The organism is Anabaena sp. CCY 9613, assembly GCF_963920895.1.
Lineage (GTDB): Bacteria > Cyanobacteriota > Cyanobacteriia > Cyanobacteriales > Nostocaceae > Cyanocohniella.
In genome coordinates, this window is the sequence record NZ_CAWUDE010000008.1 from 96058 (window position 1) to 123055 (window position 26998).

Annotated in this window: 17 protein-coding genes; 6 read left to right on the forward strand and 11 right to left on the reverse strand. The window is 42.0% G+C overall.

Translation table 11 applies throughout. The features are described from left to right. Positions 1 to 55: 55 nt before the first annotated feature. From ACM0OT_RS11595 to ACM0OT_RS11605, 3 genes are all read right to left on the reverse strand, one after another. Complete coding sequence (locus ACM0OT_RS11595) at positions 56 to 829, reverse strand: DUF3226 domain-containing protein (RefSeq protein ID WP_414564493.1); 774 nt, start codon at positions 827 to 829, stop codon at positions 56 to 58. Next, complete coding sequence (locus ACM0OT_RS11600; protein ID WP_414564494.1) at positions 826 to 1965, reverse strand: AAA family ATPase; 1140 nt, start codon at positions 1963 to 1965, stop codon at positions 826 to 828. Before ACM0OT_RS11600 ends, ACM0OT_RS11595 begins: the two co-directional genes overlap by 4 nt. A gap of 184 nt (positions 1966 to 2149) precedes the next feature. After that, complete coding sequence (locus ACM0OT_RS11605; RefSeq protein WP_414564495.1) at positions 2150 to 4594, reverse strand: ATP-dependent Clp protease ATP-binding subunit; 2445 nt, start codon at positions 4592 to 4594, stop codon at positions 2150 to 2152. 234 nt (positions 4595 to 4828) lie between these two features. On the opposite strand from ACM0OT_RS11605, the gene ACM0OT_RS11610 reads away from it, so the two are divergent. Beyond that, positions 4829 to 5125, forward strand: coding sequence for a DUF3288 family protein (locus tag ACM0OT_RS11610; protein ID WP_414546319.1), 297 nt, complete (start codon positions 4829 to 4831; stop codon positions 5123 to 5125). Positions 5126 to 5186: 61 nt separating this feature from the next. Here the strand turns inward: ACM0OT_RS11610 and ACM0OT_RS11615 are convergent, their stop codons facing one another. Further along, positions 5187 to 6671 carry an MlaD family protein gene (locus tag ACM0OT_RS11615; RefSeq protein WP_414564496.1) on the reverse strand — a complete coding sequence of 495 codons (1485 nt, stop codon included), beginning with the start codon at positions 6669 to 6671 and terminating at the stop codon, positions 5187 to 5189. A 13-nt stretch (positions 6672 to 6684) separates the two neighbouring features. Then, the gene (locus tag ACM0OT_RS11620) at positions 6685 to 7467 is read right to left on the reverse strand and encodes an ABC transporter ATP-binding protein (protein WP_414564497.1); all 783 of its coding nucleotides are present in this window, start codon (positions 7465 to 7467) and stop codon (positions 6685 to 6687) included. 41 nt (positions 7468 to 7508) lie between these two features. Between ACM0OT_RS11620 and ACM0OT_RS11625 the strand changes: the two genes are divergently transcribed. After that, positions 7509 to 9041 (forward strand): phytoene desaturase family protein, encoded by a 1533-nt coding sequence (locus ACM0OT_RS11625; protein WP_414564498.1) that lies wholly within the window; start codon positions 7509 to 7511, stop codon positions 9039 to 9041. 74 nt (positions 9042 to 9115) lie between these two features. Here ACM0OT_RS11625 and ACM0OT_RS11630 read toward each other — a convergent pair whose 3' ends face one another. Both ACM0OT_RS11630 and ACM0OT_RS11635 read right to left on the reverse strand, forming a co-directional pair. Continuing rightward, positions 9116 to 9751: a restriction endonuclease subunit R gene (locus ACM0OT_RS11630; RefSeq protein WP_414564499.1), complete on the reverse strand. Its 636-nt coding sequence runs from the start codon at positions 9749 to 9751 to the stop codon at positions 9116 to 9118. A 63-nt stretch (positions 9752 to 9814) separates the two neighbouring features. After that, positions 9815 to 11086 carry a dihydroorotase gene (locus tag ACM0OT_RS11635; RefSeq protein WP_414564500.1) on the reverse strand — a complete coding sequence of 424 codons (1272 nt, stop codon included), beginning with the start codon at positions 11084 to 11086 and terminating at the stop codon, positions 9815 to 9817. Between the two features lie 817 nt (positions 11087 to 11903). On the opposite strand from ACM0OT_RS11635, the gene ACM0OT_RS11640 reads away from it, so the two are divergent. Together ACM0OT_RS11640 and ACM0OT_RS11645 are read left to right on the forward strand one after the other, a co-directional pair. Further along, positions 11904 to 16517, forward strand: coding sequence for a PAS domain-containing protein (locus tag ACM0OT_RS11640; protein WP_414564501.1), 4614 nt, complete (start codon positions 11904 to 11906; stop codon positions 16515 to 16517). Next, positions 16514 to 17464, forward strand: a complete 951-nt coding sequence (locus ACM0OT_RS11645) for a diguanylate cyclase domain-containing protein (RefSeq protein ID WP_414564502.1) — start codon at positions 16514 to 16516, stop codon at positions 17462 to 17464. Before ACM0OT_RS11640 ends, ACM0OT_RS11645 begins: the two co-directional genes overlap by 4 nt. Here ACM0OT_RS11645 and ACM0OT_RS11650 read toward each other — a convergent pair. The 3 genes from ACM0OT_RS11650 to ACM0OT_RS11660 form a co-directional block, all read right to left on the reverse strand. Beyond that, positions 17458 to 18465, reverse strand: coding sequence for a glycerate kinase (locus ACM0OT_RS11650; RefSeq protein ID WP_414564503.1), 1008 nt, complete (start codon positions 18463 to 18465; stop codon positions 17458 to 17460). The two genes, ACM0OT_RS11645 and ACM0OT_RS11650, sit on opposite strands and share 7 nt — an antisense overlap. Positions 18466 to 18467: 2 nt before the next feature. Then, positions 18468 to 18800: a DUF565 domain-containing protein gene (locus tag ACM0OT_RS11655; RefSeq protein ID WP_414564504.1), complete on the reverse strand. Its 333-nt coding sequence runs from the start codon at positions 18798 to 18800 to the stop codon at positions 18468 to 18470. 553 nt (positions 18801 to 19353) lie between these two features. Further along, positions 19354 to 20544, reverse strand: coding sequence for an RNA-guided endonuclease InsQ/TnpB family protein (locus tag ACM0OT_RS11660; RefSeq protein WP_414564505.1), 1191 nt, complete (start codon positions 20542 to 20544; stop codon positions 19354 to 19356). Between the two features lie 210 nt (positions 20545 to 20754). On the opposite strand from ACM0OT_RS11660, the gene ACM0OT_RS11665 reads away from it, so the two are divergent. Continuing rightward, positions 20755 to 21354 (forward strand): hypothetical protein, encoded by a 600-nt coding sequence (locus ACM0OT_RS11665; protein WP_414564506.1) that lies wholly within the window; start codon positions 20755 to 20757, stop codon positions 21352 to 21354. 259 nt (positions 21355 to 21613) lie between these two features. Continuing rightward, positions 21614 to 23449 carry an ArnT family glycosyltransferase gene (locus ACM0OT_RS11670; protein ID WP_414564507.1) on the forward strand — a complete coding sequence of 612 codons (1836 nt, stop codon included), beginning with the start codon at positions 21614 to 21616 and terminating at the stop codon, positions 23447 to 23449. Positions 23450 to 23494: 45 nt separating this feature from the next. Here ACM0OT_RS11670 and ACM0OT_RS11675 read toward each other — a convergent pair whose 3' ends face one another. Beyond that, a complete protein-coding gene (locus ACM0OT_RS11675) occupies positions 23495 to 26923 on the reverse strand; it encodes an ATP-binding protein (RefSeq protein ID WP_414564508.1) in 3429 nt (1142 codons plus the stop codon). Between the last annotated feature and the right edge of the window lie 75 nt (positions 26924 to 26998).

Genomic DNA, 26998 nt, shown 5'->3' on the forward strand with positions numbered 1-26998 from the left:
TTTTCTAGTTTTAGATATGCTTATTTTTTATACATAAACGGAATATAATTTGTTTCTAGATATTGCTGTCCTCTATGTTTAAAAGTTTTTTTATAAAGGCTACAAAATTTTCAAGAGCAGGAACATTATTTTGAGTATTGTGACTAATCCAGTCATTATCTTTAATACTCACAGTATTAGTTTTACCTGGTTTCAGAATACTAACAACTGTAGCTATTAAAGCCTTCTTGTCATCAAAGGGTTGCCACCCGAGCTTATGTTCTGCATCGAAATCTGCTAAATAGGAAGCGGCTTTTTCCATGTGTAAAGGATAAGCATAGTTTCTACAACTACAAAGAATATTTTCTAATACACCTTGCTGTGAATTATCTGGCAGTACATAAATACCAGTTCGTAGATAACTTGTATCTACATTTCCTCCAACTGTTGGTAATCCAGGAAAATATACTTTAAATTTTTGACTATATTCTTCAGCAATATTATTTGGTGAATACTTATCAGCATCGGCAATAATTCCAAATGCTATAATTTCTTTTTGATATGGGGGATGATTTGCCAGAATAGCTAATAGACGTGGTGCCAGATTGCTTCCACCACCTGCGTACACAGCAACAGAGAGAGTATCTGTGAAAAAAATAGATGGCATATCTAATCTTTCATACAAATTCCCCCCTTTTTTGGGATAAATTGGTTTAAATTTTGCCCAAAATGAGTCCAAATTATGTTCTTTTCCATCAAATTCTTTGAATTTTAGCAGCTTGAGAATTTTGCCAACAAATGCTAAATCATGGGGGCCTTCAACGCCAATAAGAGCATATTTCAGACTCACCAGCGAACCTCCTGTCCTAATTCCTCGCGAAGTGTTTTGAGCATATTTCTATCCAACCGTACTGCATTAGTTGTTGAATCTTCAGGTTCTATTCTATACACTACTAATTCAGTTTCGGAAGTATCTGCAACTAATAGTGCATCAATAACTTCAAGACTGTGAGTGGTAGCAAAAATTTGTACTTTCATTTTTCTAGACCAATTAATCAACCACTCGAAGAACAATTGCAGTGCTTCAGTATGAATAGCGGTTCCTAATTCATCAATTAGGAGGATTCCTTCTTGTACTCTGGGAAGCATTAAAGCCATTAATAGCAAACGCGGCACTCCATCTCCAAAAGCACTGATTGGTGAGATCCCCGTTTGTTTATGGCTAATATATATACTAGGACGAGAGACTCTTTGACCTGGAGGAACTAAAAGCTCAAGATCAACAATTCCTGAGTCCATATATTGAAGTAATTCAATCACCTCAGATTTGAAATCTTGAAAAGTGGCGTCTGAAAGCAGCCGAATTTGAAACCGTTCTGCACGATGAGAAAATGGTGTAATAGTAGCAACAGGTAATGCTAAGTTTTTTTGCCCTCGTTTGGGAATAAATCTATCATTTTCCCATATTTCAAATTGTTCGCTAATCTCCTTTTGATTCTGCAACCAGTCTTCCTCATTAGTAGTTACCTTTAGTTCTAGATTGGCACCGTGTCTGGTTATATCTTCATCTTCAATACTTTCATCACTTTCTTTGATTTCTTCCTCCCCGAGTGTTTCTTTAGATATCCATGTTCCTTCGAGTTCCTGGTAGCTTGCTTCTAGTTTCCTAACTGGGAAATTACCCGTCCCGGACATCAATATCTGTCCTTGGTAACTCTGAATATGTTTTCCTTGTTTCTGTTGAGGAAATAACCACTTGAGAGCTTCTAGCCTTGAGCTACGATATGGACTTATTTCTCGTCGCCATGCTGTCGAGAGCCACTCAGATAAATCTAGTGGACGAGAGTAAGTTGAAATTGCCTCCAATACACTAGTTTTACCTGCGTTGTTAACTCCCACAAGGATATTGATTTGTCCTGTATCCTGTAATTTTAGGTTCTGTAAACCTCGAAATTGGTGGATGGTTAAACTCTCAAGATTTTTCATAACCAAACTAAACCTAGGTTGTAGCCATCCAATTTTATCTGACTAATACTTTTATTTTTCAGTTTAAATTCAACTCTTAATTATAGCTTTTTTATTGGTGAATGAAATTGTTGACCTGAAATCAAAAAATTCCCTAGTATTACTACTAGGGAAAAGTTTTTAATTCAACGACAGGTTTAAAATATTAGCCAGCATTAGCCAAAAGTAACTCTCGTTTTTCAGATCCTTGTATTCTCACTTGATTGTCATCATCAACATCGACAATGGCTGTTACTCCATCGCGGACTTCACCAGATAACATTGCTTCGGCCAGAGGATCTTCTAACAGGCGCATAATTGCCCGACGTAACGGTCTAGCACCGTAGCTGGGGTTATAACCTTCTTCGACTACACGCTCTTTAAAGCGGTCTGTAACTTCGAGGATAATGCCTTTTTCAGTTAAGCGGCTAGCCACTTCACGCAGCAAGATGTCAGCAATTTGCTTGACTTCATCCTTGGAAAGTTGAGTGAAGACGATAATGTCATCCAAGCGGTTGAGAAATTCAGGACGGAAGTAAGCCTTTAGTTCCTCATTAACTAAGTTACGAATACGGTTGTAGCTAGCATCAGCTTGAGTATCAAAATCAAAGCCTAAGCCGCCGCCACCTTTTTCAATTACCTTAGAACCAATGTTGGAAGTCAGAATAATTAGTGTGTTCTTGAAGTCCACTTTCCGACCTTTAGCATCGGTAAGATGACCGTCATCCAAGAGTTGCAGCAACATATTGAATACATCGGGGTGCGCTTTTTCGATTTCGTCGAATAGCAGCACTGAGTATGGTTTGCGCCGCACGGCTTCGGTCAGTTGTCCACCTTCGTCGTATCCTACGTAACCAGGAGGTGAACCAATGAGTTTGGATACGGTATGTCCTTCCATGTATTCGGACATATCCAGGCGAATCATGGCTTCTTCAGCACCGAAGAAGTACGATGCTAAGGATTTGGCTAATTCTGTCTTACCAACTCCGGTAGGCCCAGAGAAGATAAAACTAGCAATTGGACGATTGGGATTTTTTAACCCCACTCTGGCACGACGGATGGCGCGAGATACTGCTGTAACTGCTTGTTCTTGGCCAATTAGGCGTTCGTGGAGTGTGTCTTCTAGGTGTAACAGCAACTCTGACTCAGATTCAGTGAGTTTGTTGACTGGTACGCCTGTCCAGGAAGCGACGATTTGAGCAATGTCTTCCTCATCCACAACGGGAGGTGGAACAGCTTTATCAGTATGGAGTTCTGCTTCCAACTTTATTTCTTCGTCGCGCAGTTCTCCAGCTTTATCAAAATTCTGCATTCTGACAGCTTCCTCTTTGGCTTTAGTCACACCGACTAATTGCTGTTTGAGTTCTTTATTAGCAGAAATGCGAGAATTACGTAGCCGCACGCGGGAACCAGCTTCATCAATTAAGTCAATGGCTTTATCTGGTAAAAAGCGATCGCTTATGTAACGATCTGACAATTGGGCTGCTGCTAAAACAGCTTCGTCAGAAATATGGACTTTATGGTGCTGCTCATAAGCACCGCGCAAGCCGTAAAGAATATCAACTGTTTCCTCTACTGATGGTTCGCCAATTAAAATCGATTGGAAACGGCGTTCTAAGGCTGCATCACGCTCAATGTGTTGACGGTACTCATTCAGGGTAGTTGCACCGATGCACTGGAGTTCTCCCCGTGCTAAGGCAGGTTTGAGGATATTGGCTGCATCCAAACCGCCTTCTGTACCACCAGCACCCACTAAGGTATGAACTTCGTCAATGACGAGAATAATATTGCCAGCAGAACGGACTTCTTCGACAATTTTCTTCAGGCGTTCTTCAAAGTCGCCACGAAAGCGAGTTCCAGAAACTAGTGAACCCATATCTAGGCTGATAACTTGCCTATCTAGCAAAATTTCTGGCACATCTTGATTGACGATACGTTGTGCTAGACCCTCTGCGATCGCAGTTTTACCAACTCCTGGTTCACCAATCAATACTGGGTTATTTTTCGTCCGGCGACCGAGAATTTGAATGGCACGCTCAATTTCTTTAGCCCGACCGACTACGGGGTCAAGCTTACCTTCTTGTGCCAGTTTGGTAAGATTTCTGCCATATTCTTCTACGCTCAGGTTTTGGGTGCGTTTTGCACTACCACCACCAGAGAAAACAGAAGCAGATACACCTTCACCTAACCGACGAATGACTGCTGTACGAACACTTTTGAGGTCAACTCCTAGATTTTGTAGGACTTTGGCGGCGACACCTTCACCGGCCTCGGTCAATCCCAAGAGCAAGTGTTCAGTGTTGATGTAGTTATGTCCCAGACTATTAGCTTCTCTAAACGATTGCTCGAATAAGCTTTTCACCTTGGGGGTAAAAGGAATTTCTGGTGGTACAAAACCAGAACCTCTACCGATAATCCTTTCTACTTCCCGACGTGCTTCTTTGAGAGTAACGCCCAATTCGGCCAGCACTTTAGCAGCAACCCCAGTTCCTTCTCCAATCAAACCCAGGAGAATTTGTTCAGTTCCTACAAAATTGTGTCCCAGGCGACGGGCTTCCTCCTGAGCTAGCATAATTACTTTAATGGCTTCGGAAGTGAAGTGTTCAAACATAGCGGGTTATTGCTCCCTTGCTGCTTGGACTTTGGGTGAGATAAATCAATTCACCCTCATTTAAACTTTCTTGTATTTTCTTAAAGATAATGTATCTTTATTTAACATGTAATGGCAGTGGTGAGAGCCGTATGGGATCAGGTGTGGTTGCCGTCTTCATTCATTATGGCGCGAAGGCAAGACTCTGAACTCTAGATTTTGGTTGAATTAATAATCCGACTAAAGGTATAAACTATGTCTGAATTACACGGAAGTAAAGATCAACAACATCCACTTTACAACCGCGATCGCCCCTCTATTGATATTTTACTCGCTCAAGAGCCAACGGACTACAATTTAGCCGAATTGGCTAGACTACGAATTCGTTATCAAGGCTTTCCCGGAGCCAGAGACATTCAAAAAGATTTAGATAAAGTCTTACAGCAGTGGGGTTTAACGGAAGCTGAACTTTTGGAAAAAACTCGCCAAATGCATGACAAGGGAGGAATTTATAAAAGTCGCGGCAAAAAGGAAGAACAGGATTGGAATTAGAAACAGGGAGTGGGGAGTAGGGATTAGGGAGGGAAAACTTGACTCCATTTCCCTCATCCCCTCATTCATCCAATTTCCGCTCTTCCCCATACTGCCGTAGCTGCTTTAATAACTTTTCTTGGGGTGATTCTGGAATTGCTGGACTGGGGTTTGGTTGAGGGTTGGGTTCAGCAAGTTCTACAGCAGCAGGTAAGGGATTAATATTTAGCGCCTGTTGCTTTGGGGTGGGGAGAGAAATTGAAATGTCGGGTTTGTTAACTGGTGGTTTCCTAACTGGCGCTTTGTTAACAGTAGGGCTTTGAACAACAGGATTGTTAATCTCAGCTTTTACCGAATCTAAAGTAGCAGCAACTTTTACTTGTTCTTGCATTTGTTCTGTAGAAGACACCAAGCCGCTTAAACCATTGACTAACTGCCGTAGATTTTGTCGGAAAGCAGGATCACCGGTCAATTCATCTAAATCAGATGTAATTTTTTGGGTATTTTCAAACGTCACCCTGGCTGAATCTAAGGTTTGTTGTACTAGTAATAAGTTTTGCGGATCATTTAAGGTGTTGGACGCATCACGTAAATTAGCTGAGGCTTGTGCTGCATTAGCCGAAAGAGATTCTAAATTATTGAGTAGTTCGCCTTGGGTTAACTGATTCACCGCAGGTGATAGACTACTTACTGTCACCCGTAGTTGATTACTAGTTTCGGTAATATTATTCAAAGCGCCAACCAGCGTAGAACGATTGGTTGTAACCAAATCATCTAGATTATTCAGCAGACGATTAGCTTGAGTTGCAGTACTACTAAATTCACCTGCGGTGACACCTAATTGATCTACTGTTCTAGTAGTAGATGTAGTGAGTGCATTGGTTGCTCTTTGGACTGAATTAGCTGTAGAAGCAAATGTGCCTAGCTGTTGTTGAAAGCTTTGACTTAAACCGCGAATATCTTGACTGAGTTCGGCTACGCCAGTAGCGGCTTCTGTTGAGCTTTCTAAAAGTCGATTCAGTCTTTGATAAAATTGCGGGTCATTGTATGTAGTGGCTAAATTAGTTGAACTGCGAATCAATTCATCAACACTAATGCCAATTTGACCGCTTAACCGCGAACCCTGACAAACTATCAGGCTTTGATCACAATTTCTATCTAATGGTTTAGCAATAGTCATCCCAGTAGGTAAAGACCTTTTAGGTACAATGTCGATAATGCTTTCACTAATCAAGCCGCTCTGATTCGCTTCAATTACCACATCACGGGGAATAATTAAGTCGGCTGAGGCAATTTCAATTTCTACTTGGACAGCGTTTGGCCCTGGTTGAACTCGAGAAATATTGCCGACTTTCACACCACGGTAACGAACTGGTGCGCCTCTTTGCATACCGCCAGCGTTGGCAAATTCAGCAATAAATTTATATGAATTGCTAGTAGCTGTAAATCTATTCAACCACAAGACAATCACGACAAATGCCCCTATTCCCAGTAGAAATAATAACCCTACTGAGCCTTCTCTTAATGTCCGCTTAGACGTGAAGCGGTTTGTGATGATATCTCGCATATTTTTTTCCCACCTAGCCAGCCACCTGAATTGGGCCTTTGACACTGCCGCTGACAAATTGTCTAATTAAAGGATTCTCTGTGCTATCTATGTCACTTACTGTACCTTGCCACTGCACTTTACCTTGATAAAGAAAAATTAGTCTATCAGTGGTGCGGCGGATGGTGCTGTCTTGATGCGTAACGATCGCATAAGTGCTACAGACTCCTTGTGTAAATTGTAATTGCCGGATTAGATCTTCTATCACTGTTGAGGCAATGGGGTCAAGTCCAGCTGTTGGTTCATCGTATAGTAAAACTTCTGGGCCTTCTGAAAGGTTTTCGGGGTTCGACATAATGGCGCGAGCAAAACTCACGCGTTTTCGCATTCCCCCAGATAGTTCAGAAGGGTAAAGATGGCTGATTCCTGGCAAACCTACCATATCTAGTTTTTCTTTGACTAGTTGCCGAATCCGCGATCGCGGTATTTTTGAATGTTGATAAAGTAAAAAACCTACGTTCTCATCTACTGTCAAAGAATCAAATAATGCCGCTTGCTGAAATACCATTCCAATGTCAATGGGATCAGCTCCATCTTCAATTAACCCGTTTCGCCTGACTCCTTGGACATAAATTTCTCCAGCATCAGGTGTCATTAACCCGGCAATAATGCGTAAAACTGTTGATTTTCCTGTCCCGGAAGGCCCAATAATCCCTACTGCTTCTCCCCGGTAAATTGTCAAGTCTACATTATCTAAAACTTTATTGCTACCAAAGGATTTAGAAATGCCTTTGAGTTCAATTAATGGTTCCTTCATTAGTCGTTAGTCATTAATCATTGGTCATTGGTCAGGTAAATATGAATTCAGCACTCACAACGCAGGACTCTCAAAGTGATGTCATCGTTATTGGTAGCGGTATTGGCGGGTTATGTGCAGCTGGTTTACTGGCGCGTTATGGTAAGCGGGTAATTGTGTGTGAAAGCCATGTAATTCCTGGCGGTGCAGCCCATAGTTTTAGACGTAGGGGGTTTGAATTTGATTCTGGCCCCTCTTTCTATTGTGGTCTGACCCAGGAGCAAAGCTTGAATCCTGTAAAACAAGTTCTTGAAGTTTTAGGTGAATCTCTTCAAGTTATACCCTATGATCCATTGGGACTTTACCACTTTCCGGAAGCGACTTTTGCCGTTTATAGCAATGTTGAAAAGTATCGTCATGAGTTGCAAAAAATTACGCCCCAAGGTGCTATGGAGTTTCAGCAATTTGCCGAACGCTTGTTAGGGCTATATGAGGCGATGAAGGGTATTCCCACTTTAGCTTTGAGGTCAGATTGGCAAGTGATTTTGGTGTTAATGAAACGTTACTTGCCATCTTTGCTAAAAATGCTACCTTATTTGCCCATTGTTCAAGCATCTGTTGGCAATATCATGGATAGCACAGTGCAAGATTCTTGGGTGCGGCGACTCATTGACCTAGAATGCTTTTTACTCTCTGGCTTAAAGGCACACGGCACAATTGCCCCGGAGGTGGCTTTTATGTTGGGAGAACGCTCTCGTGCTGGGGTTGAATATCCTGTGGGGGGTAGTGGGGCACTTGTTAAAGCCTTAGTGCGGGGTTTAGAAGGCTGGGGTGGTCAGTTACGCCTGGGGTGTCATGTCGAGCAAATTTTGGTGGAATCGGGCCAAGCTGTGGGGGTGCGGTTGCAAAGTGGTGAAGTTCTCCCAGCACCTATAGTAATTTCCAATGCGTCAATTTGGGATACTTACAATCATTTGTTACGCCCTGAAGATTTACCTGCATCTTACCGACAAGCTGCATTGGATACGCCAGCAGTGGCAAGTTTTATGCATTTACACTTAGGGATTCGGGCGCATGGGTTAGAGAATTTAATCGGTCATCATGTGGTAGTTCATGATTCCAGCCAAGATATCACTGTACCGGGTAATACTTGCATGATTTCTATTCCCAGTGTGTGGGATGCAACTTTAGCACCAGAGGGACATCATGTGGTTCACGCTTATACCTTGGAAGCTTTTACTGGTTGGGAACGAAATGAAGAGTATGAAGAAAAGAAAAAACAGAAAGCTCAATCTTTATATGCTGCGTTAGAAAAAGTGATTCCAAATATTCGGGAACGTGTGGAATTAGAACTTATTGGTACACCTTTAACTCATGCCCATTATTTAAGAAGATATCAGGGAACTTATGGCCCTGCTATAGCTGCTGGTAAGGGTATGTTTCCTAGTACGCGATCGCCAATCAAAGGTTTATATCGTGTGGGTGATAGCACTATGCCAGGAATTGGTGTCCCTGCTGTGGCGGCTTCGGGGATTTTGTGTGCGAATAGTTTGGTGACTGTGCAGCAAATGACGGAAGTATTAAATCATACTTAAATTCTAAGCTCTCGTAGATTTGGTTAGGTTTTACTGTGTTTAATTCAACCTATCTTTTCGGAAATGGGTGTTACTTAAAGCTGACAAATAGATTTTAAAACTTGTAATAATTCAACTGCACGGGGAGGTTCCATAAAATTTAGTAATGGTAATAGGTTATAAATAGGAGGATTACCTTGTTCAATATAAACAAACTGATAAGCTCTACCGTTAGTGGTTAACCCCCAAACTGATTTTTGATTATTTAAACTTTTATAAGCATAGGTGAGTAATTGAGGTAAGCCAGTTGATATATCAATTTGACTGTTTTTTGATTCAATTAAAAGTATCCAAAAATATACTTGAGATTTGGTATGTTTAGCTTTACTAATAGCTAAAATATCCATCCTGCCTTTGATTGTGATATCTTCATCTTCAATTTCAATATCAGCAATATCTTCTTCTAGGCGAATTTCGATAGGATAGCGATAAAATCCAGCTAATCTCATTAAGGGTGCAAGTACAAGAAATTTGACCTGTCCTTCTGAAACTTTGCCAGATTTAAGATAGCATCGAAAGTCATCTCTAATTTGCAGAAGTTCATGTTGTTCTACTTCTGTGAGAGGTTCCAGGGCTAACAGAGGAGAAAATGATTCACTGTACTGTTCTTGAAAGCCAAACAGACGCTGAACATCTTCTAGAGATAAATTACTAGCGTTGAGAATTGTCATTATCTAACTTCCCTGTAAGTAGGATGGCATAAATATTTAAAAGTTTAATTTATCTGTTAGCAACTAACACCAAGTTTTTACTACACGTCCTTTTAGTTGTTGTCCTAGCCAGGGTGTATTAACAGAAAGTGTATGTAGGTTTTTCTTTTCTAGTTTCCAGGTTTCTTGGGGATTAAATAATATGATTTCTGCTGATTGATTGGGAGTAATTGTACTTGGTTTCTGTCCTAAACATTTGGCAGGATTAGTACTTAAAGCACTCCATAATTCTAAGGCTGTAAATTCACCAGTTTCTACAAGGTTTTGCCACAGTAAAGGTAATGCTAATTCTAAACCGATCGCCCCTGGTAATGATTCGGCAAAGGCTTGGACTTTTTCTTCGTAGGTGTGGGGTGTATGGTCAATGGCGATCGCATCGATAATTCCCTGCTTTACCCCAGTTCGTAACGCTCTAACATCACTAGCATTACCCAAGGGTGGTTCTAAATGCAAGCTGGTGTGATAACTTTTAACGGCTTTGGTATCTAGTAACAAATGCATCCAAGTAGTGCTGGCGGTGATGGGTAAACCAGCAGCTTTGGCTGAGGCGATAAGTTCTACACTCCGGGCTGTAGATATTCGCATGATATGTACTGGTGTACCGATGGCTGCTACTAATTCTATCAAAGAGGCGATCGCAGTGGTTTCGGCACTGGCGGGTATGGGTGGTAAACCAAGACGCAATGCTTCTGCACCTTCGCGCATGACTCCATTGGCTGATAATAGGCGATCGCTTGGCCAAAAGGCTACGGGTTTGCCCACTGGTTGGAGATATTCCAACACTCGCCGCACTAACCCTAAGTTTTCCCAAGGTTTACCATCTGTAAAACCTACAACTCCCGCAGCCGCTAACTCTGCTAATTCTGTCAGTTGCTTCCCAGCTAAATCTAATGTGATTGCACCCCAAATATGCAGATGAGGTATGGGGCTGACAGCATTAGTATGTTCTTGATCTCGCTGCTTCTGCAACTTTGCTATTAATGCAGGATGATCAATAGTTGGAGATGTATCAGGTAAGATACTCACTCTAGTAAAGCCACCCGCAGCCGCAGCTTGTAGTAAAGATAACAAGGTTTCTCGTTCTTCAAATCCTGGTTCACCGGAGTGACTGTATAAATCAACTAACCCGGTTCCTAAAACTAATCCTTGACAATCTTTAATTTGAGTCTGGGAACTGATATCGGAAATTTGGGGGGCGACAGCTTGAATTTTACCATCAGCAATGAGGACATCAGCTATTTGATCAGTTCCAGATACCGGGTCAATTACTCTAATTTTTTGTAAAAGTTCAATCATGAAGTTTTAAATTATTTTTTATCTGTATTTTTTAGAATAAAACAAACCACAGAGATCCGGAGCAATCAGCAACTAAGTGGATTGGGTATCAAATGTTGTTGTTTTTATGACATGGTGTTAGCGATCGCATAAAGACTATGAGCTATTCCCTAAACTGCAAAGACATTTATTTACCTTGTCATGATTCCGATAATGGTGAGGCATACCGCAAGAATAAGTTACTTTTTTGAGTCTCCCACACCTCTGTAAATTCAGGCTTATATTTTTAAATAAACCTGATCCATTGTGAAAAGTAGAGTTTTTTTATTGCGACATCCAGAAGCAATTTTATAATCTTGACTACAAACTACAGTTTTCCAGGTAGGCAAGTTTGAGGTAAGTTATTTTTGTACGAGTCTTGAGGTGATTGACGCAAAATTTGATTTCTTATAAGCTGGAAAAATCATGAATTTTCCATAGCAAACTGAGGTCACTATTCTCTTTTTCATTTGAATGAATTAATTAGCTGGATACTAACAACATAATAACTTATTATTAAATTTCGCAAATGAATTTGTCTAAATAATAATTTGCAATAATGCTAATTTTGAACGAAGATTAATTTACTCTATAAGTAATTATTTTTCATTCACATAAAATACTCAATACCGTAAGATAGAATTTTATCTGTTGAAAAACCCGTAGTTGTCTCATTACCATTCAGATTTTAACAAATTTAAAGTAAAAGTCTGTGCAACTAGTGTTGGAGGACAAATAAGTGGGTGTGCGGCACAGATATGCTCAATTTAAATCTGTGCATTGTTTCAGCAAACGATTGTTGCTGCCACTTTTAGTGGGAATTTTCGTCTCAATTGCTGTGGTTATATTATGGCAAAGACTACTAGTTGAAGAGCAAAGCAACATTGAACAACTGGTACAACAACAAGCGATCGCACTGCAAACTGAATTGACGACGGAACTGAGGACGCGTATTTTAGCATTAGAGCGTATGCAAAAGCGCTGGCAAATGCGGGGCGGTACTCCTCGTCTGGAATGGGAAGCAGATGCAGCAGCCCAAGTGGAAGACTTTGGCGGATATCAGGCCATTGAATGGGTGGATGCATCATTTCGGGTACGCTGGATTGTCCCGTTAGCGGGGAATGAAACTGCCCAAAATTTCGATTTGAGCCAGGAACCACGGCGTAAACAAGCATTAGAAACAGCACGCGATCGCAGTGAAATCACTTTTAGTCGTACAGTTAATCTTGTCCAAGGCGGCAAAGGCTTTTTAGCATATGTTCCCCTACGCAAACAACAGCAGTTTGATGGATTTATTTTAGGAGTTTTTCAAATCCAACGCCTACTAGATGTAATTGTCGAATTACCACCAGGGTACAAAATTAATGTATTTGACGGTGAGGAGTTGATTTACAGCGATGATTCCCGTTTGCCCACTTTATTACCCTTCCAGCAAGATGCATACATTGACTTGTACGGACTCAACTGGCAAGTGCAGGTTGCTCCTACTTCAGATTTATTAACAAGCGGGAAATCACTTTTACCTACAGTTGTATTGGTTGCTGGATTATTACTGGCTGGAACCCTAACTTTATTAAGTTACTTTATCCAAGCTACTCAATTCAGCAGCTATCAAATAGCCACAATCAATCAAGAATTAGCTCACAGAATTATTGAGCAAAAACAAATAGAAATTGCCCTGCGAGGCAGTGAAATTCGTCTGCGGCAATTATTAGAAACCGTCAAAGTTATTCCCTGGGAATTAGACTGGAAAACTTGGCGATTTACCTATGTTGGGCCTCAAGCAGAAGTATTACTAGAATATCCCATTGATGACTGGTATCAGGAAAATTTTTGGTTCAACCACCTGCATCCACAAGACAAAGCAAAGTTTTGCAGTTTTTGCCAAGAAGCAGTAGTTAAAGGTGAAAGTCACGAATGGGAATATCGCATGTTAGCCGCCGATGGAAGAGTTGTTTGGCTGCGAAATATTCTGAATGTGGCTCAAAAAGTCGGATCTCCTGCTGTTGTCCGGGGATTCATGTTTGATATTACGGATCTGAAGCTGGTAGAAGAAACCTTGAGATTGCGGGAACGGGCACTGGCTGCTACCAGTAACGGTATTATTATCGCCGATGCCCGACTGCCTAATAATCCAGTTATTTACGTCAATCCTGCGTTCGAGCAAATCACAGGTTACAGTGCAATTGATGTCATTGGGCATAACTGTCGATTTTTGCAAGGTCACGATACCCAGCAATCAGCACTAGATCAATTGCGGTTAGCTGTAAAAAACGGCAAGAATTGTCAGGTTATTCTCCGCAACTACCGTAAAGATGGCAGCGGTTTCTGGAATGAATTGAGTATCTCACCCATTCATGACGAAAACGGACAGTTAACCCACTTTGTGGGAGTGCAAAATGATATTAGCCAACACCAAGCTGCGCTACGCCATCGCCAGCAAGCCGAAATAACCCTCAGAGAACAAGAGGAACGTTGGCAATTAGCATTGCAAGGAAATAACGATGGCATTTGGGATTGGAACATCAAAACCAACGAAGTCTTCTTCTCTCCTCGCTGGAAGGAAATGTTGGGATATGCAGACCACGAAATTGCTAACGATTTAGATGAATGGGTAAAGCGTCTTCATCCAGATGACTGGCAAATGGTGATGCAAGTACGTAAGGATCACCTAGCTAAAAAAACATCCTTTTACATTAGTGAGCATCGGATACTGTGTAAAAACGGTAACTACAAGTGGATTCTTGACCGGGGACAAGCACTTTGGGATGAACAAGGAAATGCTTTGCGGATGGTGGGATCTCACACTGACATTACTGAACGCGTACAAGCACAAGATGCACTCAAACGCCAATTTAATCGAACGTTGCTACTAGGACAAATCACGCAGAAAATTCGTGAAAGTCTTGATACTAAAGGCATTTTTGAGACGGCTGCTAGCCAAATCGGTAAAGCGTTTGCAGTAGATCGCTGTTTGATTCACTCTTATATTATTGACCCGATTCCCCGCTTACCTGTAGTAGCAGAGTATGTTGTCTGGGATTATCCCTCGGTATTGAATATCGAGATGCCAATTATTGATAATCCTTATTTTCAGCAAATCATCGCTCAAGATCAAGCGATCGCTTCGGTAAATGTTTCTGTTGATCCTCTACTCCCAGATGCTGAACTGGTATACCCAGAAATTGACCTCAAGTCTATACTGTCAGTCCGTACCTCCTATCAAGGAGAACCTAATGGTGCTATTTGTTTACATCAGTGCAGAGATTTTCGCCAATGGACTCCAGACGAAATTGAATTATTAGAGGCCGTTACGGCTCAACTAGGTATTGCCTTAGCCCAAGCTCAATTACTAGAGCAAGAAACCAGACAACGTGAAGAACTTACCTTAAAAAACTTTGCTTTAGAGCAAACAAAACGTCAAGCAGAAGCGGCAAATCGGGCAAAAAGTGAGTTTTTAGCCATGATGAGTCACGAAATTCGCACACCCATGAATGCCGTTATCGGCATGACAGAGTTGCTGCTAGATACTAACTTGACTGCCCCACAACAAGACTTTGTAGAGACAATTCGCAGTAGTGGAGAGGCACTACTAACTATCATTAATGACATTCTCGATTTTTCTAAAATTGAATCAGGCAAACTGGAACTAGAAGCAAAACCTTTTGATTTAAGAACTTGTATAGAAAAAGTCATCGACCTCTTAGCCCCGAAAGCCGCTCAAAAAAATATTGAGCTGGCTTATTTAATCAAGCCTCAGATTCCAGCACAGATTGTGGGCGATTTAACTCGTCTGCGTCAAGTCTTGATGAACCTACTCAACAATGCCATTAAATTTACTAAACAGGGAGAAGTGATCCTCTCTGTGGAAGCCAGGCAAATAACCAGCAAGAAAGCCAAAAACATTTACAAAATTCTCTTTACCATCAAAGACACAGGCATTGGCATTCCACCAGAAAAAATGTCCCGCTTATTCCAGCCTTTTGCCCAAGCTGATGCTTCCATGAATCGCCGCTATGGGGGTACAGGACTGGGGCTGGCAATTAGCAAACGCTTAAGTGAAATGATGGGCGGTAGTCTGTGGGTGGAAAGCCAAGGTTGTGTAGGTGGTAATCCCCGTTCTGGATGGCATTTATCAGCTGATTCGGCTGTAGTAGGCTCCAATTTTTATTTCACTATTACTACCCAAGTTGTCGCCAATTCAGAACCTGGTGAATTTTATACTTCCCCCGCCCAGCTGATGGGCAAACGGGTATTAATTGTGGATGACAATGCCACTAATCGAGAAATTCTCAGCTTACAGGCAGCATCTTGGAAAATGCAAACTTATGCAGTTCAATCCGGACAGGAAGCTTTAGCTGCACTCAATGAGGGAAGACAGTTCGATATTGCCATGCTGGATATGCAAATGCCCGATATGGATGGCTTAACTCTAGCCCAGCAAATCCGCCAACAATTTGGCTGTCAGGATTTACCCTTGGTAATTCTCACCTCTCTAGGAAAATCGGCAACTTACAGTGAATTTAATGATCTCCAGTTGGTGACATTTTTGAGCAAACCAGTTAAACAGTCTCAACTCTACAATGTCTTCACCTGTGTTTTAAGTAATCAACCTATTAAAGCTAGTATCTCTGTGCGCCAAACTCCCGCGCTTGATTTGCATTTAGCACAACGATTGCCGTTACGTATTCTGTTGGCAGAGGATACCATCGTTAATCAAAAAGTTGCCCTGCTAACGCTAGAGAAAATTGGTTATCAGGCCGATGTCGCAACTAATGGGCTAGAAATACTCCAGGCATTGCAACGTCAGTCTTATGATGTGGTGTTAATGGATGTACAAATGCCCGAAATGGATGGGCTGGAGGCCACTAAGATTATCTGTCAACAATGGGACATTAATTCTCGTCCTTATATTATTGCCATGACTGCCAATGCCATGCGTGGCGATCGCGAAATCTGTTTGGCTGCCGGCATGGATGACTACATTAGCAAACCAGTCCAGATCGCAGATTTAGTTCAGGCACTCAGCAAATGCAGACTACGAATAAATTCGGAATTTACGGTCATTAATGCCCAAATTCTGCAATCCTTACGCAATATGTTAGCAGGAGATCAGGCGGCACTTACGGAACTACTTAATTGTTATTTAACAGAGCTTCCCCAATTGATACAAGATATTAATGCATCTGTGACTACTCAAAATGCCCAAGCTTTATGGCAAGCAGCCCACAAACTTAAGTCTAGTAGCGGTGCGGTGGGAGCCACAGTTTTAGCACAACTCTGTCAGCAACTAGAAGTACAAGGACTTAGTAGCAATTTGACAGGCAGTTTAGAAGTATTATCAAAACTTTATCAGGAGTATGAGTTAGTCAAAACCGCTTTGCAAAGAGAACTGAAGCAGGAGGCAGATTGAAAAAAATTTTTCCAGAAGACCAATCTTTAGTTCTCATCGTTGACGATGAACAATTTATCCGGATGCAGCTACGACTGGCCTTAGAACGAGAAGGATATCAGATAGCAGAAGCTCACAGTGGAAGAGAGGCTATCAATCTCTGTAACCAATTGCACCCTCAGATAGTACTGCTGGACGCGATTATGCCTGATATGGATGGATTTGAATGTTGTACTCTGTTACAGTCTCTAGAATATAGTCAGTATACGCCAGTGTTAATGATTACAGGGCTAGATGACCAAGAGTCAGTTGATCGGGCATTTGAAGTAGGTGCCATTGATTTTGTCACCAAACCAATTCACTGGCCTGTTTTGCGTCAACGAGTCAGACGCTTAATTCAACAAGCTCAAATTCAGCGACAGTTAGAAGCAGCTAACCGAGAATTGCAGAGATTGGTGACTATCGATGGATTAACTCAAGTAGCTAACCGCCGCCGATTTGAAGAATATTTCACCCAAGAATGGCAACGCATGGCACGAGATCAAATGCCTATTTCTTTGATTCTATGCGATGTTGATTTCTTTAAATTTTTTAACGATACCTATGGTCATCAAGCAGGCGATCGCTGTTTACAACAAGTCGCTAACACTATTAAAAATACTTTTAAACGTCCTGCCGATTTAGTGTCTCGTTATGGCGGCGAAGAGTTCGCCATTATCTTACCAAAAACTGATACCGAAGGTGCTATTCTCTTGGCTGAAACCGTTTGCTCTGTCATCAGGAAATTGGCTATTCCTCACGGTACTTCCCAAGTTAGTCCTTATGTGACCATCAGTATTGGCGTATCCACAACAATTCCTCAGCCTGGCTCGGACTTACAAAAAATGATTGCTATGGCTGACCAAGCATTATATCAAGCAAAATCAGAGGGGCGCGATCGCGTTAAATTTATACCATTGGATCAATAAACTGCGCCAATACTACGATCAGGATGAATTTCAATTACTAAATCGACTGCTGAAGGAGATTTTACTAACGGCGTAATAAATAATTCTGGGTGTAGCGATCGCCAAAAGTAATTGACAAAATCTTTTATTTGTGAATTACTCATGCCTGATTTACCAGCAGCGATCATTTGTTGTTCTGCCTGTTGACGCCACTCTAGGGAGCAACGATAGTCGATGGGATATAACACCATTAAACTGTCTAATCGCTCCCACAATGGTAGATAATTTTTTAGCTGTTCATTTAGATCCCTAGCAAATGCCTGATCTTCTTCTGTAACGATGGGTGGCGGTGCATGATCAAAGACATCGGGATTAATGGGTTGTACTCCAACAAACCAACCTTCAAATAATACAATATCCACATCTTGGACAATTTCTGGAGTAGTGCGATCGCCTGCACCGTTATATGCAGATTTATCAAAGCGAGGAACACTCACAGGACTTTGGCATTGACGAATTTGATCTAGGACTTGTAAACCTAAATTAATATCGTGGGTTCCCGGTGGGCCACGCCAAATTAACCGAGGATCTTGCTGTGTTAAAGCCAGGCGATCGCTATAAGTTTTATATAAATCATCTAAAGATAAACTCAAGGTGCGGTATCCCAATTCTTGAAGAATCAAGCCCAAAACCTGACACATGGTGGTTTTACCTGTTCCTTGTCCTCCCAAGATTCCCTGGATAAAAGGACGCCCCAACTCTTGGCGCTGCGACGCAATTTTCATTCCCAGTGGTAGCCACAAGTCCCACAATACACCCAACATAGCCTCAGGTGGCACGGAGAATTTAATTTGGTAAAAATTGGGTAGTACAGATTTTAGTAAGTGCGATCGCTTTTGGATCATTTCATCCACATTTGTAGGTGTGATGCCAAAAGCCTGAGCCACTGAAGTGTCTGCTAAAGCCGCTGTTTGTGCTTGCTGCTGCCATGTTGCATCTGCATCATCTAACCACCAACTCATAATTACGAACCCAATTTAAAGGCTTCAACAAACATGCTGTAAATAAAACCCACTTTTAGTAAATTGAGTGATTCTACCCAAAGTGCTTGTCTAGCCATAAAGCTCCGGCTATAAAATATCCTACTAGTAACCTCTGTAAATACCACTAAAATTCCTGCCATCAAAATGTCTAACGTACCTCTTTGTCCAGCTATGGTAGAAATTGCCGTTCCCAGAAAAAAGCCAAACAAAAAACTAATAGTCAGTAACGATAAGCGCCGCCAAGGATTTAAAAACCATTGCCCCAAACGCCTAGCGATGGCGTCAAACAAGTTAGTCAGACGAGTATTTTGCATCGTAGGTGAGGAACTTTCGCTAAATTTTTCAGTAATGACATATTTTACCCCAACCGCAGCAGAGGTGAAGGAGATAAATTCAATGTAGTATGGGTAGATGTAAATAAAGCTTTTTAATCTACAGAAGAATACGCTAAAATTATTGTAAATTATTAATAAATTTAAAGATGTCTAAGAGTTCAGTTTAAGAATTGACAAAAAAGCACATGGTAACTCACACTACCTGATTCTAAAAAGCTGCTTTTTGTATTTCTACAAATAAATTACTTATTTGTGCATCATATTTTACTCAATTTTTGTGTTTATGCTGAACTAATTGACGAAAAAGCTAGATTTTTCGTTCTTATTTAGTAAAAAAGCTATGTAATTATTTATGCCAATCTTTTCTAGAAAGACTGCCATTTATGATACATGGCATCACTTGATTTCCTCAGAGTCAATATCAACTGAATAGGCCAATATTTTAAATTACCGCTGCCGATAATAGGCTAGTATTTGGTCAAGGCTAAACAAAATATTATTGCTAACCATTATTAATGTAAACAACTCGCCGCTAAATCGGAGTACCGATTATAGCGGGAGCTTTATCCCAGATTTCACCTATCGGAAAGAGGGACAATTGTCCTTCTAGTTGACAAGCAATCCCCGGAATTTCGGGCGAGTTTACAAAAGTCACCCCAAGAGCAGCAATATTCAACGCCGCGTTTATATCAGCATCATGCTCAAATCCACAATGCCCACACTTAAAGACTTTTCCGTTGCGATACGATTTACCCTTGATTGGGTGGACGTGGTGGCATCGGGAACAGGTTTGAGATGTGTAGGCAGGTGGGACAAAGACAACCGGAACACCAGCAATATTTGCCTTGTACCCAACAAACAAACGCAGCTGATAGAACGCCCAATTATTGGTTCTACGGCGCTCTGTTTTGCTTCGTCGTTTTTGATTCAAAGACTCTCGAATATTAGTCAGATCTTCAAAAGCCAATGCCGCGTTTATCCGTTTTGCGCTACTGACAAGTTGTTTAGAAATATTGTGATTCAACCATTCTTGAAACTTCCGTTCTCTCCCAGAAAGCCTTCTCAAAAGTCTACGACTAGACCGAGTGCGTTTGGATTGAGCGTTTGCCCTGACCTTGCTGTAGCGGTCACGAGTCGATTGAATTTGTTTACCACGCCACGATTTACCCGTAGAAGTAGTGGCGATATCTCGCCTGCCCAAGTCAACCCCAATTACCTTGGGAGTTTTGCCCGTGGGTTGTGTTGGGATATCGACAACGAAGTTGATAAAGTATTGTCCAAGTTTAGTTTTATTCAATGTTGCACTGGTTGGAGTTTGACCCCTCAGCAATGCAATCTGATAACCACCAATGGACAACTTAAATTCAACTCGCCCACACATCAAAGTCACCCCTACAGATTGGGTTGCTTCCTTATAAACAAAGGTGCGAACATCCAAACTGATAGAGGTGGGTCTAAATCTGTGGATTTGTTTAACCGCTTTGGCGTTACCAATAACTCGTCTAATAGCCTGACAAACATGATTAGCTTTCAACTTAGTCGATTCGCGCACAGGTTTGTAAACCTTGTGGTGAAGCTTAGTAGTATTCCAGCAATTCTCACACTTAGCCACCTCCAATATCTGATTACAAGCATCAGCGAACCCCTCCATTGTGCGGTCAATTTCGCCGACAAAGTTAGGGGGCACTACAAGCTGGCATTTAACAGATATGGATTGAGTCATACTAATATTGTAACTCATCCACACAGACTATTAACAGCAACTCGCTCACCCCGCGCATTGTCTAAACTACGTTCAGAATTATTTGGGGGTGAAGCTCCTTGCTGTGCCCCATTCCTGCGCCAGCGCTGCGGAAGGGTTTCCCTCCGCAGGCGACTGGCATCCTCGCCGCTAACCCTTGCGGGTATAGCGGGAGTCTCCTGGGGGTGCTAGATGAAATCTACAGTGTATCGTAACGCTGTTATCACAGCTTGTGCTTTGGGGCTGCTTGGTTTACTAGTGGGATTCTGGGATATCAGTGTTTCTTTTGAGTCAGTCGATCCAGATATATCACAATTAGATGAAGCTCCAGTATCACCTGTCTTGGATCAAACAATTACTTCTACTAACACCACCAATCCATCTGCCACCCCAACTCCTCCAGAGGAATTAAGCCAGACTCACATTTTGGCAGATCGGCAAAACTCAGTTGCTGATGTCAAAAATCAGGGCAATTTACGCATGAGCAATCGCACAAATCAACCTGTGCGTTTAGCCTTACTGGCTCGGCAATCACAGGCAAAAAATGCTGATAATAAACACATAAACTATGATGTTCCAGCCCATTGGGACTTTGATCCCCAAGAAGGTAGTGAAAAAGGGTTGAAGCTGTCCCTACCTAATGGGAATCTCAAGTTAGAGCCAGGAGATATTATAATTGCCTTTGCACAAGATGGTTCCCGGCGCTACTGGGGGCCCTATGTAGTGGGGGAAACTTCCTTGCCTGAATGGAATCAGCAAAATCAAGAATGGTTATTGGTACTAAATCCATAAGAGGAGCGAGTACAAGGGACTCCCAACTAAAAAAATATCCCATAGCTGGGGTAGGCAGGGGAGCAGGGGGTAGGGAATGGGGGGAAGACAACAAATATTATTTGAGTAAATTGGATAATTTATTCTTTGGAAGTCCCCAAGAACAAAAATACGTCTTCATCTCCCGACTCCCGACTCTCTATTCTTTTAAGAACAAAACACAGCTAGTTAACGACTATGGACTAGTTATGTTTAATTGTGGACTATTGACTAATAACTTATGAGGATAAAATTGAGTGTTCCGCGTACTGTTAACGAGTGGCTCAATAATTTAGCGAAGAGTCCGGTGTTTACTGTGACTGTGTTAGTTGTGATTAGTTGGGTTGCTTACGGGTGGAATTTGGGCAATGTCGGCTTAGTTGATGAAACAGAGCCGTTGTTTGCTGAAGCCTCCCGGCAAATGTTTGTCACAGGTGACTGGATCACTCCTTTTTTCAATGGCGAAACTCGGTTTGATAAACCCGCTTTGATATATTGGTGTCAGGCGATCGCCTATACAATTTTTGGGGTGAATGAGTGGGCAGTACGTCTGCCGTCGGCCATGGCAGCATGGGCTGTAATTGGTTTAACTTTTTACACTTTACACTGGTATTTCACGCAAAAAGATACCTTAGAACAAGTTTCACGTCCTCATCGTCGCTACTCCACAGCTGCCATAGCAGCGGCGATGCTGGCACTTAATCCAGAAATGATTGTCTGGGGCAGAACGGGTGTCTCAGATATGATGCTGACTGGGTGCATGGCATCGGCATTATTGTGCTTTTATTTGGGATATGCCAGCAATGTCAGTACTCAGGGACAAGCACCTCAAACTAGATCTATCTTCCCTCACAAATGGTATTTGGCTTTTTATGTACTCATCGCGGGTGCGATTTTGAGTAAAGGGCCTGTAGGAATTGTTCTACCTGGGCTAATTATTCTGGCATTTCTACTTTATGTAGGCAAATTTAAAGAAGTATTCTGGGAAATGCGTCCCTTCATGGGTGCGCTGATTATTTTTGGGTTATCAGCCCCCTGGTATTTGTTAGTTACCTGGCGGAATGGGTGGGATTTTATTAATGCTTTTTTTGGATACCACAACATAGAACGGTTCACAGAAGTAGTTAATAATCACTCTGCACCTTGGTATTTTTACTTTTTAGTAGTGCTGCTAGGCTTTGCGCCATACTCAATATATTTACCTGTAGCGCTGGCTAGACTAAAATTTTGGCAGCGATCGCACTGGCTATCTCAAGAACGCTCTCAGCAATTGGGTTTATTTGCCTGTGTCTGGTTTATCAGTATTTTTGGCTTTTTTACTATTGCTGTTACTAAACTCCCTAGCTACGTTTTACCGTTAATGCCAGCCGCCGCTATTCTCGTAGCGCTGTTGTGGAGCGATTTTTTCTCGGATCAAAACCATGAAATTAGCTCTGCATCCTCTTTTATCAAGGTCAGTGCTTGGATAAATGTCGTATTTGCCACTGTACTTTCAGTAGCACTGTTTCACATATTTTATTTACTAGGTGATAATTCAGTAGCACCAGACTACCCATTACTGATTAAAAATGCAGGTTTACCAGAACTAGGCGGTTTTATTTGGCTATTTGGTGCCATCATCATGGCATTTTTGATCCTTAGTCGCCGTTGGCACTCACTGATCAAGATGAATTTAGCAGTGTTTATGGCATTTTTGATCATTGTCTTGATGCCTGCTTTGTTTTTAATGGATCAGCAACGCCAACTACCTTTGCGAGAACTGTCTGCACTGATGTTAGAAGTCCAAGAACCAAATGAAGAATTACTTATGGTTGGCTTCAAAAAACCGAGTGTAGTGTTCTACACCCAACAGCAAATAAATTTTCTCAAACTGACCAAAGAATCTTTAGATCATATTCAGCAACGGCGTGCCCAGCAAGAACAGTATCCCTCTTTGCTAGTCTTGGCTGAACCGAAAACTTTCGTAAAAATGGACTTACCGCCAGATAGTTACGAAAATTTAGCTACCAGAGGTAATTACCAGTTGATTAGAGTTTCTTTTAGGAAAATGAAAAAAGAAAAGCTCAAAATATCATGAGGGGCTGGGGACTGGGAAGATGAGGGAAAACTTTCTTCCCAATGACTAATGACTACTAACTGCTAAAGCGTGATTGATTTGACTTAATAAATCCTCCATGGAGATGGAACGAGGCAAAATCTGGGCAACCATACCACCCATCACAGCTGCTAATGAATTTGACCTGATTTTTTTCTGCTGGACACTGGCTGCTGAGGAAATATTTGGCAGAGAATTGATTTGATGACTACTTAACCGCTGATCAATGACCAGAATAGGTGGTAAATCACAAGGCAAATTCTCTAAGGCTTTCAGCGCTGTTAGTGCCTCTTTACGAATCGATGACTCACCTAAGCAAATTAATAGTAAGTCAACACTTTGGTGACGAATTTGTTGCAGCACTTCTGCCCAACAATGACCCATTGCTGCTTTCAATCCAGCTGTTTGTAAGTACTGAATTAAAGCTTGAAACCACTCAGATCCCCTTTCAGTAGTGTCACCACTGAGGGAGGAATTTTTGGCTGGGCGCTGACCCCTGGACTGTTTGCCCTTGATTTGTGGTATGTCACGCAGCATGGTTAAATCTACTACTAAGATGCTGGGTGGACAGGAGACACCAGAGGCAATTTGCAGCACCGATAATAAGGGATCTGTTTTATCGGTACGGTTGTGATTGTCTTGAGTAAATGGTGTTAAATAAGGAAATACAGATAAACCAGGAATCTGGGAGGCTGCCAGGGTGGTTTCAACATCACAAGTTACTAGGGGCAGCTCGGCCAAAATGGGATGCTGAGTTAACTGTTGTAAGTAAGTTTGGGCTACAGAAGTTTCTATATCCAGTAAAATCACGTCGAACTGCCAAACCCGCGCCAAAAGTTCTGCTTGGTCTAGATCATCTACTTCTATCACCCGATGCTCTCGCAGTGAAGGATGGGGGTTAATTGATTCTAAATTGTGATCAACTAACCTGAGAATTCGTAGTGGATTAATAGGGATGATTTCCGGATTATCTAATCCTGACGGCAAAATTGCTGGCGTAGCACATAACTTTTCCACAAGTGGTACTAAAGACTGATGCTCAACTGGCAAATTCAAAAAACCATCGGCTCGGTTAGCAAATGCTTGGTCTTTTTCGGCTCCCGTTGCTGTCACTACTACGGGAATGTGGCGAGTAGCATCATCAGATTTTAGTAAAGTCAGCACATCCCAACCCGAAAGTAGCGGTAATAAGGGGTTCAAAAAGATCGCTTTTGGTTGTAGACGACGAGCTTTTTCTACGGCTTCTGTTCCTGAACGGGCAATTACCACCCGATAACCCAAACCTTTGAGCTGCTCGGTGACGTCTTCAATATATCGGGCTACTGCCTCAACTATCAAGACCAACCTTTGTGAGCTAATGGGATGATGGGCGGTAGTGCCAACGACGCGCTGAAGACCGGAGTTTGTGGCTTCTCTTGTTGGAGTACTTGGGCTTTGGGGGTCTTCTTCAATTACCTGTTCTGTTTCGGTGAAGTTTGTTGTCGGTGGGCTAGGTGGTAGCAATAATGTGAACTGACTGCCTTTACCTTCACGAGATAAGAAGCTGACATCACCCCCGTGGAGGCGCGCCAAAGCCCTAGTTAAGACTAGCCCTAAACCAGTACCTTCAAATTGGCGAGTCAGGGGATTTTCTAATTGTTGGAATTTTTGAAAGATTAAATGTTGTTGATGTTCGGGAATGCCAATACCTGTATCCCAAACTGTAAAAGCAATCCAGCCTTCCCAGCGATTTACCCGCAAACCAATTTCACCAGAGTTTTCTGTAAATTTAAAGGCATTGGACAGTAGATGTACCAGCATTTGCCGCAAGCGTAATTCATCTGCCACGATTTGGTCTAAACCTGGTTCAATACAAATAGTAAATTCTGGAGCAGAACTGACTACTGGGGGCTGAGTGGTTGTAGCTTTGGTGGTTTGAGTATGAACAGCTTTGGCTTCTGATAAGGCGCGATCGCACACTGTCTGAATTTTCACTGGTACTAATGCCAAATCCATCTGTCCGGTTTCCATGCGGGTCAAATCCAAAATGTCATTGACCACACTCATTAAATGCCGTCCGCTTTGATGAATTAGTCCAGCATAACGGGCTTGGCGCTCGTTGAGTTCTCCTAATTGCTGGTCTACTAATAACCGCGATAATCCCAACACTGCGGTGAGGGGTGTCTTTAATTCATGACTAATACAAGCTAAAAATTCATCTTTTAACCGATTTAGTTGAATAAGGTCGGCATTTTTAGCTGCTAGTTCTTTACAAATCTGCTGCTGTTCGGTGACATCAGTAGCTAATACCAACCAGAGGTCATTGCCTAGTTCAGCCCCTATGGTGAGCGCGGTTGCTTCTAATGCTAAACTCGCTGGTAACTTTTCACTCAATAGTAGTTCCGACTCTGGTTTATCTAAAGAAATTTTGGTAAATTGCCAGATGCGCTCTTGACCATTTTGCACTTCCACAATACAAGTACAACTACCCATCTGATTATCTAAAAAGCAGCGACTAGATGCAATATTTGTGCCTACTGGCTGCTCTTTTTGGTTATTTACTAATGGCGCAGAGTATGATGCCAAGGGCGATAAGTTTTTTGGTGGCGAAGCTTCATTTTTCACCGTAAAGCTATGTTCTGCTGTATTTAACGGTGAGGATTGTTCCTTGTTGTCATGCTCATTGCTTCTATGATGAGGACGATATTTATTACGGCTTGGCTGACTGGCATATTCTGGCTGTTGATCGCGAATTGGAGCCAGTATGGTTTCTACCTGTTGTCGGACGCCTTCAGGATCTTTCAATGCTCCTAGTTGTTGCCACCAAGCCGGGTTTTGTGCTACTACCTCACCTGATCCCCTTTGCAACATCAAAGGCCAAGGTAGTAATTCCAATAATTGTATTAATGGTTGATTCCCTACTGACTGGCGTTGATGAGTGCGACGCGATCGCCAGTGAGTTTTCACTGGTTTACCGGAGTTGTTGATAGGCTCTGGAGAATTTCTTTTGGCAGATGCAGGGCGCTTTCCCTCTGCATTAACTCCTAATTTTTCCTTGGCCAATAATTTTAATAACCGGGCGCTATTCAGTAGCCCCAGAAACGTACCATCTGTATCTATCAGCGCCCAATCTAAGTTATTGTTTTTTTGTGTTTGTTGGTAACTGAAAAGTCGCCGTAATTGATCTATACAATAAGTTGCTGGTATTGTTTTTAATGGCTCAATAATAGTTTGATCCCAAATTAATAATGGCTGCTGCAAATTATCATCTAGTTCTTCACCAGATGTGGCCAACAATTTTTGGGTTAATCGGGCAGAGTACACCAATCCCAAAGGGCATTGCTGCTGGTTCAATATTACTAAGCGATCGCACTGCTCCTGCTCAAAAATCTCCAGCACCATTGCCAGAGTGCTGGTTTCTACGCAGTTGGGTACGGTTGTTAGAAAGTCATAAAGCGGGTACTGTAGCATTGACATAAGGCTTTGGGGGTCATTCTTCTTGGGGAAACCTGCGGGCTGCACCATCAGCATTGCGGCAAATAGTATTTACAC

What these genes read in the sequence shown, in the direction of transcription:
- ACM0OT_RS11600 (WP_414564494.1), bottom strand. Translation starts at nt 1,965, where the DNA reads ATGAAAAATCTTGAGAGTTTAACCATCCACCAATTTCGAGGTTTACAG.
- ACM0OT_RS11605 (WP_414564495.1), bottom strand. Translation starts at nt 4,594, where the DNA reads ATGTTTGAACACTTCACTTCCGAAGCCATTAAAGTAATTATGCTAGCT.
- ACM0OT_RS11610 (WP_414546319.1), top strand. Translation starts at nt 4,829, where the DNA reads ATGTCTGAATTACACGGAAGTAAAGATCAACAACATCCACTTTACAAC.
- ACM0OT_RS11615 (WP_414564496.1), bottom strand. Translation starts at nt 6,671, where the DNA reads ATGCGAGATATCATCACAAACCGCTTCACGTCTAAGCGGACATTAAGA.
- ACM0OT_RS11620 (WP_414564497.1), bottom strand. Translation starts at nt 7,467, where the DNA reads ATGAAGGAACCATTAATTGAACTCAAAGGCATTTCTAAATCCTTTGGT.
- ACM0OT_RS11625 (WP_414564498.1), top strand. Translation starts at nt 7,509, where the DNA reads ATGAATTCAGCACTCACAACGCAGGACTCTCAAAGTGATGTCATCGTT.
- ACM0OT_RS11630 (WP_414564499.1), bottom strand. Translation starts at nt 9,751, where the DNA reads ATGACAATTCTCAACGCTAGTAATTTATCTCTAGAAGATGTTCAGCGT.
- ACM0OT_RS11635 (WP_414564500.1), bottom strand. Translation starts at nt 11,086, where the DNA reads ATGATTGAACTTTTACAAAAAATTAGAGTAATTGACCCGGTATCTGGA.
- ACM0OT_RS11650 (WP_414564503.1), bottom strand. Translation starts at nt 18,465, where the DNA reads ATGAGTTGGTGGTTAGATGATGCAGATGCAACATGGCAGCAGCAAGCA.
- ACM0OT_RS11655 (WP_414564504.1), bottom strand. Translation starts at nt 18,800, where the DNA reads ATGCAAAATACTCGTCTGACTAACTTGTTTGACGCCATCGCTAGGCGT.
- ACM0OT_RS11660 (WP_414564505.1), bottom strand. Translation starts at nt 20,544, where the DNA reads ATGACTCAATCCATATCTGTTAAATGCCAGCTTGTAGTGCCCCCTAAC.
- ACM0OT_RS11665 (WP_414564506.1), top strand. Translation starts at nt 20,755, where the DNA reads ATGAAATCTACAGTGTATCGTAACGCTGTTATCACAGCTTGTGCTTTG.
- ACM0OT_RS11670 (WP_414564507.1), top strand. Translation starts at nt 21,614, where the DNA reads ATGAGGATAAAATTGAGTGTTCCGCGTACTGTTAACGAGTGGCTCAAT.
- ACM0OT_RS11675 (WP_414564508.1), bottom strand. Translation starts at nt 26,923, where the DNA reads ATGTCAATGCTACAGTACCCGCTTTATGACTTTCTAACAACCGTACCC.